This window comes from Saccharothrix sp. NRRL B-16314 (assembly GCF_000716595.1).
Lineage (GTDB): Bacteria > Actinomycetota > Actinomycetes > Mycobacteriales > Pseudonocardiaceae > Actinosynnema.
This window is the reverse complement of the sequence record NZ_JNXC01000014.1, coordinates 137,928-153,800: the sequence shown is the minus strand read 5'-3', so window position 1 is coordinate 153,800 and position 15,873 is coordinate 137,928. Positions and strand designations below refer to the sequence as shown.

At 71.6% G+C, this 15,873-nt stretch carries 18 protein-coding genes and 1 pseudogene; 5 read left to right on the top strand and 14 right to left on the bottom strand.

Features of this window, described 5'->3' with window-relative positions; all coding sequences use genetic code 11:
* The 7 genes from OQ02_RS44870 to OQ02_RS21460 form a co-directional block, all read right to left on the bottom strand.
* Positions 1 to 956: DUF6923 family protein (locus tag OQ02_RS44870; RefSeq protein WP_197043428.1), on the bottom strand; the 956-nt coding region annotated here is incomplete at its 3' end.
* Positions 953 to 1,711: a bestrophin-like domain gene (locus tag OQ02_RS21485; protein ID WP_033440292.1), complete on the bottom strand. Its 759-nt coding sequence runs from the start codon at positions 1,709 to 1,711 to the stop codon at positions 953 to 955. The genes OQ02_RS44870 and OQ02_RS21485, both read right to left, overlap by 4 nt.
* 243 nt (positions 1,712 to 1,954) lie before the next feature.
* On the bottom strand, positions 1,955 to 3,046 hold the full coding sequence (locus OQ02_RS21480; RefSeq protein WP_033440291.1) for a hypothetical protein: 1,092 nt from the start codon (positions 3,044 to 3,046) through the stop codon (positions 1,955 to 1,957).
* Entirely contained in the window at positions 3,043 to 3,363 is a 321-nt protein-coding gene (locus OQ02_RS21475) for a hypothetical protein (RefSeq protein WP_051772607.1), read from the bottom strand. Before OQ02_RS21475 ends, OQ02_RS21480 begins: the two co-directional genes overlap by 4 nt.
* An 11-nt stretch (positions 3,364 to 3,374) precedes the next feature.
* Positions 3,375 to 4,157 carry a hypothetical protein gene (locus OQ02_RS21470; protein WP_033440289.1) on the bottom strand — a complete coding sequence of 261 codons (783 nt, stop codon included), beginning with the start codon at positions 4,155 to 4,157 and terminating at the stop codon, positions 3,375 to 3,377.
* Positions 4,154 to 5,227: a hypothetical protein gene (locus OQ02_RS21465; protein ID WP_051772606.1), complete on the bottom strand. Its 1,074-nt coding sequence runs from the start codon at positions 5,225 to 5,227 to the stop codon at positions 4,154 to 4,156. Before OQ02_RS21465 ends, OQ02_RS21470 begins: the two co-directional genes overlap by 4 nt.
* Before the next feature lie 74 nt (positions 5,228 to 5,301).
* The gene (locus OQ02_RS21460) at positions 5,302 to 5,703 is read right to left on the bottom strand and encodes a MerR family transcriptional regulator (RefSeq protein WP_033440288.1); all 402 of its coding nucleotides are present in this window, start codon (positions 5,701 to 5,703) and stop codon (positions 5,302 to 5,304) included.
* A gap of 69 nt (positions 5,704 to 5,772) precedes the next feature.
* Between OQ02_RS21460 and OQ02_RS21455 the strand changes: the two genes are divergently transcribed.
* Together OQ02_RS21455 and OQ02_RS21450 are read left to right on the top strand one after the other, a co-directional pair.
* Positions 5,773 to 6,336, top strand: coding sequence for a class I SAM-dependent methyltransferase (locus tag OQ02_RS21455; RefSeq protein WP_051772605.1), 564 nt, complete (start codon positions 5,773 to 5,775; stop codon positions 6,334 to 6,336).
* A 46-nt stretch (positions 6,337 to 6,382) separates the two neighbouring features.
* Positions 6,383 to 7,111 carry a class I SAM-dependent methyltransferase gene (locus OQ02_RS21450; protein ID WP_231500148.1) on the top strand — a complete coding sequence of 243 codons (729 nt, stop codon included), beginning with the start codon at positions 6,383 to 6,385 and terminating at the stop codon, positions 7,109 to 7,111.
* 13 nt (positions 7,112 to 7,124) lie between these two features.
* Here the strand turns inward: OQ02_RS21450 and OQ02_RS21445 are convergent, their stop codons facing one another.
* The 6 genes and pseudogenes from OQ02_RS21445 to OQ02_RS21425 all read right to left on the bottom strand — a co-directional run bounded on the left by OQ02_RS21445 (position 7,125) and on the right by OQ02_RS21425 (position 13,319).
* The gene (locus OQ02_RS21445) at positions 7,125 to 7,766 is read right to left on the bottom strand and encodes a response regulator (protein ID WP_033440286.1); all 642 of its coding nucleotides are present in this window, start codon (positions 7,764 to 7,766) and stop codon (positions 7,125 to 7,127) included.
* Entirely contained in the window at positions 7,754 to 9,274 is a 1,521-nt protein-coding gene (locus tag OQ02_RS21440; RefSeq protein ID WP_033440285.1) for a sensor histidine kinase, read from the bottom strand. The genes OQ02_RS21445 and OQ02_RS21440 overlap by 13 nt, the downstream gene beginning before the upstream one ends.
* A 29-nt stretch (positions 9,275 to 9,303) precedes the next feature.
* Entirely contained in the window at positions 9,304 to 10,602 is a 1,299-nt protein-coding gene (locus OQ02_RS21435) for an FAD-dependent oxidoreductase (RefSeq protein WP_033440284.1), read from the bottom strand.
* A gap of 193 nt (positions 10,603 to 10,795) precedes the next feature.
* Positions 10,796 to 11,029 carry a proprotein convertase P-domain-containing protein gene (locus tag OQ02_RS45935; protein ID WP_269321633.1) on the bottom strand — a complete coding sequence of 78 codons (234 nt, stop codon included), beginning with the start codon at positions 11,027 to 11,029 and terminating at the stop codon, positions 10,796 to 10,798.
* 132 nt (positions 11,030 to 11,161) lie between these two features.
* A pseudogene (locus OQ02_RS45930) lies at positions 11,162 to 11,932 on the bottom strand (S1 family peptidase); the annotation flags it as partial.
* Between the two features lie 247 nt (positions 11,933 to 12,179).
* A complete protein-coding gene (locus tag OQ02_RS21425; RefSeq protein WP_033440282.1) occupies positions 12,180 to 13,319 on the bottom strand; it encodes a hypothetical protein in 1,140 nt (379 codons plus the stop codon).
* An 83-nt stretch (positions 13,320 to 13,402) separates the two neighbouring features.
* Between OQ02_RS21425 and OQ02_RS21420 the strand changes: the two genes are divergently transcribed.
* Positions 13,403 to 13,975 carry a TetR/AcrR family transcriptional regulator gene (locus tag OQ02_RS21420; protein ID WP_033440281.1) on the top strand — a complete coding sequence of 191 codons (573 nt, stop codon included), beginning with the start codon at positions 13,403 to 13,405 and terminating at the stop codon, positions 13,973 to 13,975.
* Positions 13,976 to 14,021: 46 nt separating this feature from the next.
* Here OQ02_RS21420 and OQ02_RS41135 read toward each other — a convergent pair whose 3' ends face one another.
* The gene (locus tag OQ02_RS41135; RefSeq protein ID WP_051772604.1) at positions 14,022 to 14,393 is read right to left on the bottom strand and encodes a DUF7660 family protein; all 372 of its coding nucleotides are present in this window, start codon (positions 14,391 to 14,393) and stop codon (positions 14,022 to 14,024) included.
* 183 nt (positions 14,394 to 14,576) lie between these two features.
* Between OQ02_RS41135 and OQ02_RS21410 the strand changes: the two genes are divergently transcribed.
* The gene (locus OQ02_RS21410; RefSeq protein ID WP_033440280.1) at positions 14,577 to 15,374 is read left to right on the top strand and encodes a glycoside hydrolase family 16 protein; all 798 of its coding nucleotides are present in this window, start codon (positions 14,577 to 14,579) and stop codon (positions 15,372 to 15,374) included.
* A gap of 96 nt (positions 15,375 to 15,470) precedes the next feature.
* Positions 15,471 to 15,848 carry a GntR family transcriptional regulator gene (locus OQ02_RS21405; RefSeq protein ID WP_033440327.1) on the top strand — a complete coding sequence of 126 codons (378 nt, stop codon included), beginning with the start codon at positions 15,471 to 15,473 and terminating at the stop codon, positions 15,846 to 15,848.
* The last annotated feature ends 25 nt before the right edge of the window (positions 15,849 to 15,873 follow it).

Below are 15,873 nucleotides of genomic sequence, written 5' to 3'. Positions count from 1 at the left end.
GGGGTGGGAGTCGGTGTCGGAGTTGGGGTCGGGGTGGGAGTCGGTGTCGGAGTTGGGGTCGGGGTCGGGGTAGGTGTGGGAGTCGGTGTCGGGGTGGGTGTGGGAGTCGGGGTCGGGGTGGGCGTGGGAGTCGGCGTCGGTGTGGGGGTTGGGGTGGGAGTCGGCGTCGGGGTTGGAGTCGGTGTGGGAGTCGGCGTGGGAGTCGGCGTGGGGGTGGGAGTGGGGGTTGGGAGTGTGGACAGGCAGCCGGACGAGTCGATGGTGTGCAGCGCGTGACGGGACGAGATTTCGGTGACCACGCCCGACCCGTCCAACGCCACCCGCCACAGCGTGCTGCGATCGCCGTGCCGGTTCTGCGTCGCGTACAGCGCGCCTTCCGGGCTGACCGTCACCGCGCCGTACCCACTCCCACCGGGCAGCCGCCCGGTACCGGGCACCTCCTCCACCCGGCCGGTCCGCGGGTCGATGGTGACCACCGCGCCATGCCCGTGCGGACGCGTCGCCACCCCGTAGAGCAGCCCGTCGGCCGGGTTCACGTCGAAGTCGTCCACGGTCAGCGCCTGCGGCGTCCTGATGAACACCTGGTGCACGACGCGCCCGTAACGGCTGCTGGTCGGGTCGATGTCCAGCGACAGCAACGCCGGCCCCACCCGCACCACCAGCCGCTCCCCCACCACCGCTCCCGCCACCGCGTGCCGCAGCACGGGGAACGGACGCGTCGGGGTCCCGACCACCCGACCCGAACGGTCGAGCGCGATGAGCCTGCCGTGGTGGTCGAGGCCGTACACCAAATCCTGTCGCGCGGAGTAGCCGATGGCGTTCAGCCGCACGTCGAGCACCTTGAGCGGCGTCACCGCGCCGGAGGGGAACCGCACTTGGAACGCCGTTGACGGGCCGTGCGCGGCTGCCTCCACTTGGAGGGTGGTGCACACGACCTGAACGAGCGGTTCAATCATCCGAACCGCTCGATAGCCGCTTCGAAGGCTGCGGGGCTCACCTCGGCACCGCCGCCGAACGGGTTCTGCAACTGGTACGCCGCGTACATCAGCAACGTGATGGTCGCGGCGAGGGTGGCCACGATGAGGACGTGCGTGCGCATCAGCGGTCCGCCGAACAACAACGGCAGGCAGATGGCCAGCACGCTGCCCGCCACCAGCACGAACCACACCACCGAGCTGATCTCGCCGCCGGCCGCGTCCAACCGGGCCTGCCGCGCCTCGTACACCTGCCACAGCTGGGCCGCGGCCTCGGTCTTGCGGTCGACCTGCCACTCGTCGGTGGCGGGCGCTTCTGCCACGACCCGGCGCAGCCGGTCGAGCTGGGACCAGCCGGTCGACTCGAAGTCGGTCCCCTTCCGCATGGCGGGCCACTCGTCGTTGACGACGGTCGTCGCGTACTCGCGGGAGAACTGGCGCACCTGTCGGCCGGTGTCCTCGGACAGGGCGTCGCTCGCCCACGTCGCGGCGACCAGGCCGTCGGCCTCCCGATAAGCGGCGTCACTCGCTTGGGTGACAGCGTCGAACAACGCGATCAGCACGAACGCCACCAGGACCGCGTGCAGGCCGCCGACGATCGTGAACACCTGTCCGGCGGCTTCGTTGTTGGCCGATCTGCCCTCGTCCGGCCCGTACTTGCGAATCAGGTAGGCGACCGCGGCGGCGACGACGGCCGCGCCGCCGACCCAGAGCAGACCTGTGAGGTACACACTCATGAACGCCCTTCCACTCCCCGGTTCGGATGCCACAGATCCGCGAGCTCCACGCTCCGGAAGTTAGTGATCGGGTTTCCCCAGGAGAAGAAGGTTCATCCGACCGCCGGCGAAGTCCAAACGGTCGAGTGACACAACGGCACGCACCGGCACGACGAGCTGAGCCGGCCCGCCCGACTGCGGTCCACCGCCGCTCATCGGCCTACGGGGTTGGGCCGATCGAGTCACCCCCCGTCACGACGGCCGTCAAGCCGCGAACAGCAGCGCCAGGCCGCCCGACGTGTAGGCCACCATGAGGACGAGCAGCGGCACCTGACCGGTCAGCTGCTTCTGCGGCGGCAGCAGCCGCAACGTCCGGTCGTGCGCGGACACCACGCCCAGCAGGTGACCGGCGAGCACCGCCCCGACCTGCACTGATGCGACCAGCACCGGCGCTGTGAGGGCGTCGCTAGGCGTGAAGCCGGTGACGCCGAGCAGCAGCGCGACGGCCCGTTGTCCTTCCACGGCCAGCAGCGAGAAGTAGTGCGCCACCACGTAGCCCGCGATGATCGGGACCAGCGAGTGCGCCAGCTCCCCGCCGAACGACCGGCACGCGAGCAGGTAGCCGGCCGCCACCAGTCCCACCGTCACCACCAGCCCCACCGGGTCGGGCACCGACAAGCTCGCCCAGGCGAGGCTGGAACCGATGCTGTCGAACGCGGTCGACCCCAGCAGCACCGCCACCACCGCGACCAGACCGGGCCGGACGGGCGTCGCGACGAGCGCGCGGAACGGGTTGCCGCGCAGGGGCGACAGCCGGCCGAGGAGCGTCGAGAACACCTCGAACCCGTCGGCCCGCTCGAACCACGTGCGGCCGAACACCACGCCACCGACGACGTTCACCACCGCGTACACCACCAGGAACCACGGCAGGGCGCCCGGCTCGACCAGCTCGACCCACGTGAACGCGAGCAGGCCCAGCGCCGCCGGCCAGTGGCCCAGCCGCTCGGGGTACGTGCGGCCGAGCGTGACGCGGGCGGCCAGGCGCAGCGGGTTGAGCACCCTCCACACCGGACCCAGCACGATCGACGCCATGGCCACGCCGACCCAGAACAGCACGAACACCAGGTGCGGCCACGCCTGCGCCGGCACGAACACCAAGCCGACGGCCACCAGTGCCCGCACCGGCCACCAGTCGCGCTCGGGCCTCGGCGCGGCGGCCTCGAACCGCGGTTTCGTCCACAACAGACCCAACGCCAGGAACGACGCCAGCAACGCGACCGCCGCGCCCTGCATCACCAGGTCCAGCGGCAACGGCAGGTCGTGCCGCGCGCCGACGCCGTGCGCGAGGGCGGTCACCGCACGATCAGGCGCGCCAGCAGCGTGTCCGGGTGCGCCTCCACGTCGAACGTCCCGGTCCGGTCCGCAGTGAACTCCAGCACCGCGGGCTTGCCCGCGTCGGCGTCACCGCGCACGTCGAACCCGTGCACATGCACCTCTACCGGTTTCCCGCTGGTGACGGTCAGCTCGATGACCTGTCCCCGCACCGCTTCCACCGGCTGCCGCGACTCCTCCTCCGCCGACAGCCGGAGCACCAGCCGGTCGGCCGGCGCGGTGGGCGTGCCCGACGAGCACCCCGCCACCACCAGCAGGGCGAGCAGCAGTACACGGATCACCGGACCCCTTGTCATGTGGTCGAACCAGCCTTTCGCATGTTGTCGAATCCGCCCGCGGCGAGGCCGAGTCCGCCGCCGAGGGTCAGTGCCACGAGCAGCCGGTCCAGGTCGGCCGAACCGGCGAACGGCAGTTGGGAGAACCGGAAGCTGTCGAAGTCCGGTATCCCCGCCACCACGAGCATCGCGCCGACCACGGCCGCCACGAACGCGGTCGCCGGCTTGCGCCGCACCGCCGACACCACCGCGACCGCCGCCAGCGGCCAGGCCACCAGCCCCACCCCGCTCGCGCCGATCAGCAGCGGCACGAACGACTGCCCGGTGACGGCGAGCGCGGAGCCGACCGCGTGCCACGCGTGCGCAACCGTCACCACGACCACACCCACCGCGAGCATCGCCCGCGCACGGCCGAGGAAGTACCCGCCGAGGGCGAGGACGGCCGTGAACAGCAGCCACCACAGGGGATTCGGACCCGGCGCGGTGTCGACCCGGCCCTTGACCACCGACGTCCCCAACCGCAGTTCCCACTGCGGCGCGGTGGTGCGCTCGTCGCGGAAGCGGTAGGTCTCACCGGCGGCGACCACGTGGCCTGCGACCGTGAGCTCGGTGGCGCCGCCATTGATGATCTCCACCTGCGTGCCGTGGTTGACCATCGTCGCCGTCACGCCGGGCAGCGGCGGGTCGATCTCGGTGACCCGGCTCAGGTGGTCCTGCGGCGTGAGGCCGCCGGCGTGCGCCTGAGCCGGGGTTGCCGGGGTGACGACCAGCAGCAGGAGGACGAGGAGGAGCGTCCTCACCGGCGGGCGGTCGGGACGAGCACCACCGCCATGAGCAGGCCGTGCAGCGCGGCCATGACGGGTGCGCCGGTCCACATCTCGGTGACCACCGGCATCACGCCCTGGTCGATGCCCGCCACCGCGAAGAACGCCACCCACGTGACGAACGACGCCGCCGCACCGAAGATCCGGTACTCCTTGAGCCGGTCCTCGGACGGGCGCAGCTTCAGCAGCAGCACGTCGATGACGACGCCGGCGGCGATGAAACCGATGGCGGTGCTGATGTTGCTGTAGTTGGCGACCGCGGTGCCGAGGGTCATCACCACGACGGACAGCAGGGTCGCGACGCCGAACGGCAGCCGGAACCGGCGGGCGGCCAGCAGCAGCGGCACCACCATGATCAGGTTGGTGACGATGATGGACGAGGCGAGGTTGTCCGCCAAGGACGAGCCGCCCTGGCTCTTGTCGAAGCTGAACGCCTTGATGACCTGGGCGCTGTCGAACACCGTCGCGTCGGCGTAACTGGCGAACAGCAGCACCAGGGACGCGGTGAACGACAGCGACAGCGCGGCGGGCAGGAACTGCCGGAACGACGGTGCGATCAGCGACCGGTTGCTCCACGCGGTGCGCAGAGGTGTGGTGAGGATCAGGATCATCGACGTGATCAGGGCGAGGTGGGTCGGGCTGAACAGGATGTCGATGCCCTGCTCGATGCCGATCACCGTGTGCCACAGGTAGTCGCCCGCGCCGGCCGTGGCGAACACGGGCAGCGCGAACACCGCCGGGCCGTAGCCGACCGGAATCGCGTCCAGCAGGCGCATCCCCCGCTGGTAGTTGCGCCACAGGACCCAGAGGATCCAGGCGCCGGTCGCCGCGAACCCCGAGTAGAACACCGCGTGCCACGGCGTGAAGAACGACTCGAGTTCGGGCACGTTCGAGTGCGCCCACGCGTCCAGGAACAGCCCGGCCGAGAACCACGTCCCCAGCAGGACCGTGATCAGGTCCGTGCGGTAGTCGGCCCGAACCCGCCCACCCGCGTCCTCCGGACTTCCCAGCACTGCCCCGACTTCGCCGCTCAACCCCGGTGTCATGGCGCAAGCCTGCCGCCCGGCCGCACCCGCCGGAATCGTGCCAACCCCACCTCGTGGTGCGGTTAACCGCACCTTCAGCCGGGGGTGCGTGCGGCCACCGCGGCCTGGAAGTCCGGGCACGCGCCGATGTCCTCGGCCTCGCAGCCCATGGCGTGCTCCAGCACCGACAGCGACGCCTGGAGCGAGGCGATCCGCTCGGCCAGCCGGTCGTGGTGCTCGCGGTAGAGCGCGCGCCGGGCCGACCGGTCGGCGGTCGCCGCGAACAGCAGCCGGATCTGGTCGAGGCCGAGCCCGGCGTCCTTGGCGATGAGGATCATCGCGATCCGCGCCTCGTCCGCCGGCCCGTAACGCCGCCGGCCGTTCGCGTGCCGTCGCGGGGCGAGCAGCCCCACGTCCTCCCAGTGCCGCAGCACGTGGGCGGCCAGTCCGAACCGGTCGGCCGACTCGCCAACCGACATCTCCTCGCTTGACTTCATGTCGACATGAACTTGCACAGTCGGGGGTGTTGTCAACCACCGGCGTCGCCGACCACGCGAGGAGAACCAGTGCCCGATCAGCCGCAGACCGGCTACTTCGACCGGAGGCGCAGCAGGTCCTACGACCAGCGGGCCCGTCGCACGCTCGGCGGCCTGTACCGGCGGGTCGCCGCCGACGTGGCCTCGCTCGCGCCGCCGGACGCCGTGGTGCTCGACATCGGCACCGGCCCCGGGCAGTTGCCGCGCGAGATCGCGGCCCGTCGCGCGGACGTGGTGCTCGGCGGTGTCGACCTGTCCGCCGACATGGTCGACATCGCGAACGCCGCGGTCGGGAGCCTGTCGTCGCGGATCACGTACCAGGTCGCCGATGTGGCCGCGCTGCCGCACCCCGACGACAGCGTCGACCTGGTCGTCTCGACGTTGAGCATGCACGAGTGGCCGGACCGGCGGCGGGCGGTCGCCGAGCTGGGGCGGGTGCTGCGGCCGGGCGGCGTCCTGCTCGTGTACGACTTCCGCTTCGCCCGGTTCGAACCCGAGGCGTTCACGGGTTTCGCGGACGTCCGGCGCGTGCCCGTGCGGCCGGGGTGTTGGCCGGTCGCGCTGTTCTCCCGGGTGGTCGCCTCGGCGCGCTGACGCCCGTACCGGCACGATGGCGGTCTCCGGCGGAGGAGGGCGCGGGGTGGAGGAGCGGGAGCGGTTGGAGGCGATCCAGCGCGCGGTCGACGGTCGCACGGTCGAGGTGGTCGAGGATCTGTCGCCGCAACGGTCGTGGGACTGCCTGGAGCTGGGCGCGGGCGCCGGGTCGGTCGCCTACTGGCTCGCCGGCCGCTGCCCGGACGGCCGGACGGTCGCGGTCGACCTGGACACCGGTTTCCTCGATCCGGGACGGGCCTCGAACCTGGAGGTGGTGCGGGCCGACGTCACCGCGCCAGACTTCGCACCCGGCCGGTTCGACCTGGTGCACGCGCGATTCCTGTTGTGCCACCTGACCGATCGGGACGACGTCCTGGCGCGTGCGGTCGGTTGGCTTCGTCCGGGCGGGTGGCTGGTGGTCGAGGACCCCTACCTGCTGCCCGCCGGGACGTCGCCGTTCCCGGTGGTCCGGCGGATCATGCGGGCCTACTCGGAGGACTGCGCCGCACGCGGCTCGGACATGACGTGGGCTCGCGGCCTGCCCGCGTCGATGCTCCGGGCCGGGTTGGTCGACGTCGGCTACTCGGGCCTGCTCGGCCGGATGGGCGGCGCGGAGGACCGGTGGGCGCCGCTGCTCCGGCGGGCCGCGCCGGCGCTGCTCGCGAACCGCTCGGTCACCGAGGACGACCTCGCCGAGTTCGACGCGCTCCTCGCTGATCCCGCGTTCCTCGACGTACCCCAGGTCACGGTGTCGGCGTGGGGCCGTCGCGCCTGACGGCCCCACGCCGTCAGGCGCTCAGATACCGCAGCACCGCCAGCACCCGGCGGTGGTCGTGCGGGCTGGCGGACAGGTCCAGCTTGGTGAAGATGCTGGTGCAGTGCTTCTCCACGGTCCGCTCCGCGATGAACAGCCGCTGCGCGATCGCCTGGTTCGTCCGCCCCTCGGCCATCAGCGCGAGCACCGCGCGTTCCCGCTCGGTCAGCCGGCTGTCGCTGTCGTCCCGCCGCCGCACCAGCAACCGGCTCACCACCTCCGGGTCGAACGCCGAACCGCCCGCACCGACCCGGCGGATCGCCGCGGCGAACTCGACCAGGTCGGACACCCGGTCCTTCAACAGGTAGCCGACCCCGTCCGCGCCCGCGTCCAACAACTCGGCCGCGTAGCTCACCCGGACGTACTGCGACAGCACCAACACCCCCGTCTCCGGGTACAGCCGGCGCAACGACACCGCGGCCCGCAGTCCTTCGTCCGTGTGCGTCGGCGGCATGCGGATGTCCACGACGGCCGCGTCGGGCCGGTGCTCGTCGACCGCCGCCATCAACGCCGGCGCGTCCTCCACCGCCGCCACGACGTCGAACCCGGCCTCGGCGAGCAGCCTGGTCAACCCCTCGCGCAGCAACGTCGAGTCCTCCGCGATCACGACCCGCACGGGAGCACCACCCGCACGCTCGTGCCCTCTGACTCCGCACTGACCACCCGCATCGTCCCCCCGTTCGCTTCCACCCGTTCACCCAGACCGCGCAACCCCGAGCCCTGCTCCGGATCCGCTCCACCGCACCCGTCGTCGTCCACCCGCACCACCAGCCTGCCGCCACCACCGGTGATCACGACTTTCGTGCGGGTCGCGTCGGCGTGCTTCGTGACGTTCGCCAACGCCTCGGCCACCACGTAGTACGCCGTCGTCTCCACCAGCGGCGGCACGGGGTCGGGCAGGTCGAGGGTCAGGTCCACCCTGGGCTCGGCCAACGCCGTCAGCTCGCGCACCGCCCCGTGCAGGCCCCGTTCGGCGAGCACCGGCGGGTGGATGCCGTGGCACACCGCGCGCACGTCGTCGATGGTCGCCAGCACCGCCTGCTTGGCCTCGGCCACGAGCACCCGCCCGCGTTCCGGCGGCACGGTCTCCGCCAGCCCCAACGTCATCGCCACGGACAGCAACCGCTGCTGGACGCCGTCGTGCAGGTCCCGCTCCAGCCGGCGGCGCTCGTCCTCGGCCGCGCGCAACACCTTCGCCCGCGACTCGCCCAGCTGCCGGACCTTCGCGCGCAGCTCGGCGGTGAGCCGTTCGTTCTCCAGCGCCAGGCCGACGGCGGCACAAGCGGCGTCCACGAGTTCCAGGTCCAGCACCGGGTCGTGCAGCAGCACGGCGACCGGCACACCGCCCCGGTCCACCCTGGTGTGCGCGGAATCCAGCGCCACCGGGTGTCCGTCCGCGTCCACGTACTCCTCCTGCTCGGCGACCCAGTACGCGACGCGCAGGCCCGGGTCGTGCAGCGTCGCGGCCAACGCCTCGCGCACCCCCGCCGGCCGGCTGTCACCGCTGAGCCGCACCACCAGGTCGGCCAGCGCGCCGCGGTCCATCCGGCGGCGCATCAGCCCGGCGAGGTAGGCGAACGGGATGCCGCTCAACGCCAGGACCAGCACCACGGCGGGCGGGTTGAGGCCCGCGCGCTCGACCGGCTCCCACACGACGAACACGATGATCGCCACCGCGGTCGCGCCGAGCATCGACGTGAGGGTCCGGCGCTGCGCCATGCTGCTGCACCGCCAGCGGTACGACTGGAGCGCCAGCATCACGCCACCGATCACAGCCGTCATGGGCGTCTCGGCGGCGACGACCGCGGCGCCCCAAGGCTCGCCCTCGTACTCGAACGCCACGTTCAGCAGGACGCTCTCGCCGTACCCGGCGGCCACGACCAGCCGCCGCGGCAGCGTGCGCAGCCTGCCCGTCGGGAACGCCACCAGCGCGTGGCCGAGCACCGCGGGCCAGGCGTTCGCCGCCAGCATCGGCAGGAACGACGACTGGTCGCGGACCAGGTAGTTGAGCTCCCAGCCGATCCCGACGAGCACGAACAGCACCCCGGTCCGGTTGCGCGGCTGCACCCGGCGGCTGATCACCCCCGCGATCACGTAGACCGCGCTCACCGCGGACAGCAACATGCGCCCAAGGTAGCCGTCCGGCGGTCGGCTCAGCGCCGGCGCAGTCCCCCGACGATCACCCGGGCCAGCACACCCGGACGCGTGAGCGAGGACGGCGGGTCGATCAGTCCGATCGTGCGGGCGAACGCGCCGGCGACCACGGGATCGTGCGCGGCGACGCGGTGCAGCCGGGCGACGTACCGGTTGAGCACCCTGGTGGACGGCGTGCGCCGGCCGTCGATCTCCGGCAGCGCCAGGTCCGCGACCGCGTTCAGCTGCCACGCCGGGTCCGTGATCCCGGCCGCGGCGCGGAAGAACTTGAGGGCCAGGTCGTGCTCGCCGTCCCGCAGGCACCGCCGCAACGCCTCGGCCTCCAGCGCCGCGACGGTCATGCCCTGGCCGTAGATCGGGTTGAAGCTGCACAGCGCGTCACCGAAGACGAGCAGACCCGGCGGGAACCGCCGCAGCCGCTCGTAGCGACGGCGCAGGCTGGCCGGGAACCGGTGCGAGCGGAACGGGCCGAGCGGTTCGGCGGTGACGATGGCGTCGTGCACGTCGGGCGGCGCGGCCCGTTCGACGAAGGCGGCGTAGGCGGCCTCGTCGGTCGGCGGGTGGTCGCCCGCCATGCCGACGACGGTGACCATCCACCGGTCGTCCTCCTGCGCGGCGAACGCCAACCCGGACGGCCGGCCGGGCACCGGGCCGACCAGCACGAGCTTGTCCCGGAACGGTTCCACCAGCCGCACCAGTCGGCTGACGTACATCATGTCCACGTCGATCCGGTCCTCGTCGGGCGTGTCGAACCCCATGGCCGTCAACCACGCCCGCGCACGCCCGTAACGCCCCATCGCGTCCACCACGAGGTCGGCCTCCAGCACGCCGTCCGCGCCGTCGAGGACGACCCGCACCCCGGTCACGCGTCCGCGGTCGACGATCGGCCCGGCCACGTCGCACCCCGGCACGATCCGCACACCGGGGTGGTTCGCGACCCGAGCCCGGACCGCGCCCTCCAGCATCGGCCGGGTCGCCTGGATGTCCGACGCGCCGGTCACCACGCGCGCCAACTCGTGGCCGGACAACACGAATCGGGCCTCGTCGAGGAAGCCCACCCGCTGCGCGCCTGCCGCCACCAGGTCGTTCGTCAGGCCGGGGAACATCTGGTCGAGCACCTGCGCACCGCGCCGCAGGATGGTGTGGAAGTGCCTGTCCTGCGGCACACCGCGGCGGTGGCCCACGTCCGCCGGCAACGCGTCCCGCTCGACCACGGTGACCCGGTCGTACACCCCGGCCAACGCCCGCGCCGCCAGCAACCCGCCCATGCTCGCGCCCAGCACCACCGCATGCGTCATCCGACCACTGTGGCAGTGATCGTCAGCCGATGGCACCTCCTGTCGCGCGTCCGGCGGTGCGTCCCCGTGCCCGAACGCCGAAGTGGCCCCACCCGGATCGCGGGTGGGGCCACTCGGTGGTGCAGCGGTCTCAAGCTCCAGCCGACCGGAACGTCAGGCGACCGGAACGTCAGGCGACTGCTAGGTCAGGCGACTAGAACGTCAGGCGCCACGCGTCGATGTAGCCGCTGTCCTGGCTGTAGACGTCCTGCACCTTCAGCCGCCACGTGCCGTTGGCGACCTCCGACGAGGCGTTCACCGTGTAGGTGGTGACCACGTTGGGGGTGCTCGAACTGCTCGCGCTCTTCATCCGGTACGTGGAGCCGTCGGGCGCGACCAGGTCGATCACCACGTCACCGCTCCACGAGTGCTTGATGTCCACGCCCACCTTCAGGGTGGACGGCGCGTTGCCCGCGATGCCGCTGACGGTCACGTTGCTGTAGACGGCCGCGCCGGCGTCGGGAATGGTCACGTCCGCCAGGTTCTCGAACACCTTCCCGACCGGCGGCTGCGTGCCGCCGAGGTCGGCCGCCGCCTGGTTGATGGCCGCGGCGAACGTGCTGACCTCGGTGTAGACGCCCGGGTTGTCCGGCCGCGCGCACCCGTTGCCGTGGCTGACGATGCCGACCTGGATCCACGCGCCGTTGTTGTCGCGGCGGAACATCGGGCCGCCCGAGTCGCCCTGGCAGGTGTCGACGCCGCCGGCGAGCTTGCCCGCGCACAACTCGGCCGCCGGGATCAGGTCCGCGTAGTACGGGTCCGAGTTCTTGCACGTGGTGTCGTCGATGTAGTCGACGTTCGCCTTGAGCAGGTAGCGGGACTGGCCGCCGCCCTCGCGGGTGGCGCCCCAACCGGCCACGGTGAACACGCCGGTGTTGTAGGCCGTGGTGGTCGCGATCGGCAGCAGCGCCGCGCCGGAGATCGGGCTGGCCAGCTTGATCAGCGCCCAGTCACCGCCGGTGGAGGTGCCGTAGGTGGGAGCCCGGTGCACGTAGGTGGACGTGCGGGTGGTCCTGGAGGTGTCCTGGAGGTCCACCACGCCGTAGGTGGCGGTGATGGACGTGTTGTTGCCGGTGCGGGTGACGCAGTGCGCCGCCGTCAGCACCAGCTGCTCGGTCAGCATCGCGCCGCCGCAGCCCATCGACAACCGGACCATCCACGGGAACTCGCCCTTGGCCGCCTGGGTGCCGCCGACGACCATCGGGGTGGGGGTGCCGGTGTCCGGCGGTGGCGGCGCGGCGATCGCCTGGCCCCCGAAAGCGGCCAGGGTGGCGGCGATGCCCACGGCCAGGGCTAGCGTCCGTCTAGCGTTGTAGCGCACGGTGATCCTTCCCGCGCCCGGCCGGGTCGTGCTCGCAGGGTGGCCGGACGTCGAGATCGCAGGGGGAGATCCAGCCGGCCCCTCAGCCGGCGACTCATCGTGCGCGGCGGACGACCTGCTCACAACCCGACGATCGACGGGAGTTCTTCCGGTGCGGTCACAGGTCGGCACGCGCTTCTACCGGGCTTGACGCGTCCGCTGGACCGTGGGCGGCGCGCTACCCGATGGTGGAGGCGATGACCGTCGGGTCGGCCGCGCCGAGGAAGAAGATGCCCTTGTAGCCGGGTGTCTCGAAGCCGGCGCTGGGGTTGCGCCGCAGGGTGGAGGACTCCACCGCCATCGTGCCGGTGCGGTCGTTGCTGACGAAGAACACCGCGCCGCCGCCCTCGTTGGCCTTGTTGTCCTCCACGACACTTCCGGCGATCCGGACCGTGAAGGTGTTGCCGTCGGCGTAGATGGCGCCGCCGCTGCCGCCGCCGGGGGTGCCGGGACGGGCGGGGTTGGCACCGCGGCCCACAGCGGAGTTGTTGCGCAGCAGGCTGTTCAGCACCACCCAGGACACGCCGATGCTGCTCACCGCGCCGCCGTTCGCGCACGTGCCCCCGTCGAAGGTGCTGCCGACCACGAACACCGGCTCGTTCGCCGACTGGCTGAGCACGCGCATCCCCGCGCCGCCGAGGTCCGGTCCGTTCTGGTCGCACCTGTTGCGCAGGAACGCGGAGTTCACCACCTTCACCCGCCCGCCGCGCACGAAGACCGCGCCGCCGCCCTCCGCCGCACCGGCCGAGTTGCCGTCCGCCAGCGTGATGTTCTGGATGGTCAGTCGCGGGTGGTCCTGGTCCTGGCAGTGGGACGTGGTGATGCCCAGCAGCGCGTCGCACGTGTTCTGGTAGAGGACGCGGCGCTGACCGGCTCCGCTGAGGGTGACCAGTCCCCCGCCGTCCAGCACGACCTCGGGCGACGCGTCGTTGCGGACCTGCGCGGTCGACGTCATGGTGACGGTCACCGGGTCCGGTCCGCAGTCGAACGTGATGATCCCGCCACCGGCCACCGCTGTCACCACGGCTTGGGACGTGCAGCTCGCGGGCGTGCCGTTGCCGATCACGCGGGTGGGGCGGGAGGTGTCCACGGCGGCGGCCTCGGGCGGCACGGGCGCTCCGCCGGTCGGGTTGCCCGCCGGTGGAGCGGTGGCCCGCGTGCGCGAGGACGGAGCGGTGGTGGGAACGGCGGTCGTGGTGGGAGCGGTGGTGGTCGAAGTGGTCGTGGTGCTCGGGGTGGAGGTGAGCGGTTCGGCGACCGGAGGCGACGTGCACCCCGCCGTCAGGAGGAGGACCACGACCAGCGCACCACGGAACATGCGCAGGACCCTAGCCGGTGCGGTCGGTGGCGGTGAACGCGTCGGCTTGACAGCCGGCGAGGTGTGAGTGACTAATTACACCTATGCCAGGAGCACCCGGCGAGCGCCGCCTCTCCACCGCCGAGGAACGCCGCGACACCGTCCTGCGGACCGCCCTGGGCGCGTTCGCCGCCCGCGGCTACTACGGCACCACCACCGGCGAGGTCGCCAAGTCCGCCGGCATCTCCCAGGCCTACGTCTACCGGCTCTTCCCGGACAAGGAGGCCCTGTTCCTGTCCGTGGTGGAGCACTGCTTCGCGCGGATCAGGGAAAGCCTCGCCGACGGTGTCGCAGGTGCCAAGGGCAGCACGCCGGAAGCGGTCCTCGACGCGATGGGCGACGCGTACGCGCGGTTGATCTCCGAGGAGAACACCCTGCTGCTGGTCCAGATGCACGCCCAGTGCGCGGCGGTCTCGGAACCGTCCGTGCGCGAGGTCGTCCAGCGCGGGTACGCCCGGACGGTCGAGTACGTGCGGGGCGTGTCCGGCGGCAGCGAAGCCGAGGTGCAGGACTTCTTCGCCAAGGGCATGTTGTGCCACCTGGTGGTGGCGGTGGACGCGGACCGGGTCGACGCGCCCTGGGCCCGGACGCTGTCGGCAGGCATCCGCCACTACTGAACGGCCCGCCGCCCTCGAGAAGGCCGCTGCCGGGGCGGCCACTTCCCTACTCGTAGACCGTTGCCGCGCGCATCGCGTCCCGAACGACCTCCCAGCCGTTCCACGGGACCGGGACGCTGCGGTCGGCGTAGTAGCCCTCGCAGTCGTCCAGCCAGGAGGCCAACGCCGTCAGGTAGTCCGGAAGCGTGCGGTTCTCCCAGTTCACGGGCGCCCCTTCCGACCAGTCCACCCGCAACTCCCGGACCGTCCCCACCAATCGCTCCTTGTGCCGTACCGCCGATGCCGAGGGACAACCGGGGACACCGCAGTCCTCGTCGGGGTCCGCGTCCTCGTCGGTCATGCCGTGCTCGAACTCGTAGTGGAAGCACACGTAGTGCATCCGCTCGAACGTCTCGTAGTGGTCCCGGCTCAGCCGCACGGGCCGACCACACCGCCGGCATGCCGGGTCACTGGTGCTCTCATCGGACACCGGCAGATCATCGCAGGTCGCGGCGCGCCGTTCAGCTCGATTGCGCCCGGACCCGTTGACGCGCGGCCCGGCCGATCTCTACGTTCGAGAGCGCCGCCGCCTCGTCAACGTCGTCGAGGAAAGGGCTTTCCCGTGACACTGAGTCGACGTGGTTTCCTGGTGGCAGGCGGCGCGGGACTGGCCGCGCTCGGCACGCCCCGGCTCGCCGAGGCGGCCACCTGGGAGACCGTCATCAACGGTTCGTTCGCGAACTACGGCACGCTGGAATCGGCCTGGAACTACCGCTACCCGTGGGGTTCCGACCACAACGGCACGGCACGCATGTACGCGAGCCCGACCGACCACAACCACGTCTACCTCGAAGGGTCGACGCTCGTCCTCAAGGCGACCCGGATCAACTGGAACGAGGGCAACAGCTCGGCGGACCCGTACCTGCCGATCCGCTACCACTCCGGCGCGGTGCACGCCAAGCAGCACGTGCTGGTCGACGACCAGTTCCCGAACTGGGAGGTCCGGGGCGAGTTCCAGGCGCCGTCGGCGCGCGGCACGTGGCCCGCGTTCTGGCTCACCGGCGCCAACTCGTGGCCGCCGGAGAGCGACATCCTGGAGTACAAGGGTGACGCCCGGAACTGGTTCAACACCTACAAGAACGCCTCCGGCGGGTGGTCGAACACCATCCGGTCGGTGTCGAGCCCCGGCTCGTGGCACACCTACCGGGCGTGGATCGCGAAGGTCAGCGCCACGGACGTGGACATCCACTACTACCTCGACGGCACGTGGGTCGGCCAGCACCGGGGCGCGAACTTCGTCGGCAAACCCATGTGGATCATCATCAACCTCCAGATGGAGGGTTCGTCCGGCTCGTCCGGCCCGACCTCGGACACGCTCTACCGGGCGCGCAACGTCTACGTCGGTCGCACCCGCGCGTAGCCACTCGGCCGCCGCGCCGCGTCCTACCCCGGTTTGACAGGACGCGGCCCGCACCGCCACAGTGGTTCCACTAATCAGTTAGTGGAAGGGTGGAAGGTGATCGAGTTCCGGATCGACCGCCGGTCCGGTGTGTCCACCTACCTGCAACTCGTGCACCAGGTGAAACAGGCACTCCGGCTCGGGGTGCTCGGCGTCGGCGACCGGCTCCCCACCGCCAAGGATGTGGTGGCGCAGACGGGCATCAACCCGAACACCGTGCTCAAGGCGTACCGCGAGCTGGAGCGCGAGGGACTGGTCGAGCCCCGGCCGGGGCTGGGCACGTTCGTGCGCCGTTCCCTGGCGACGCCGGGAGTGGCCGAGGACTCGCCGTTGCGCGGCGACCTGCTGGAGTGGATGGACCGCGCCCGCGAGCTCGGCATGGGCCGGGACGACGTCGAGGCGTTGTTCCGCTCCGTTCTGGACAAGCGCTTCTGATCCGTCTTTTCGTCAAACGTGGGGG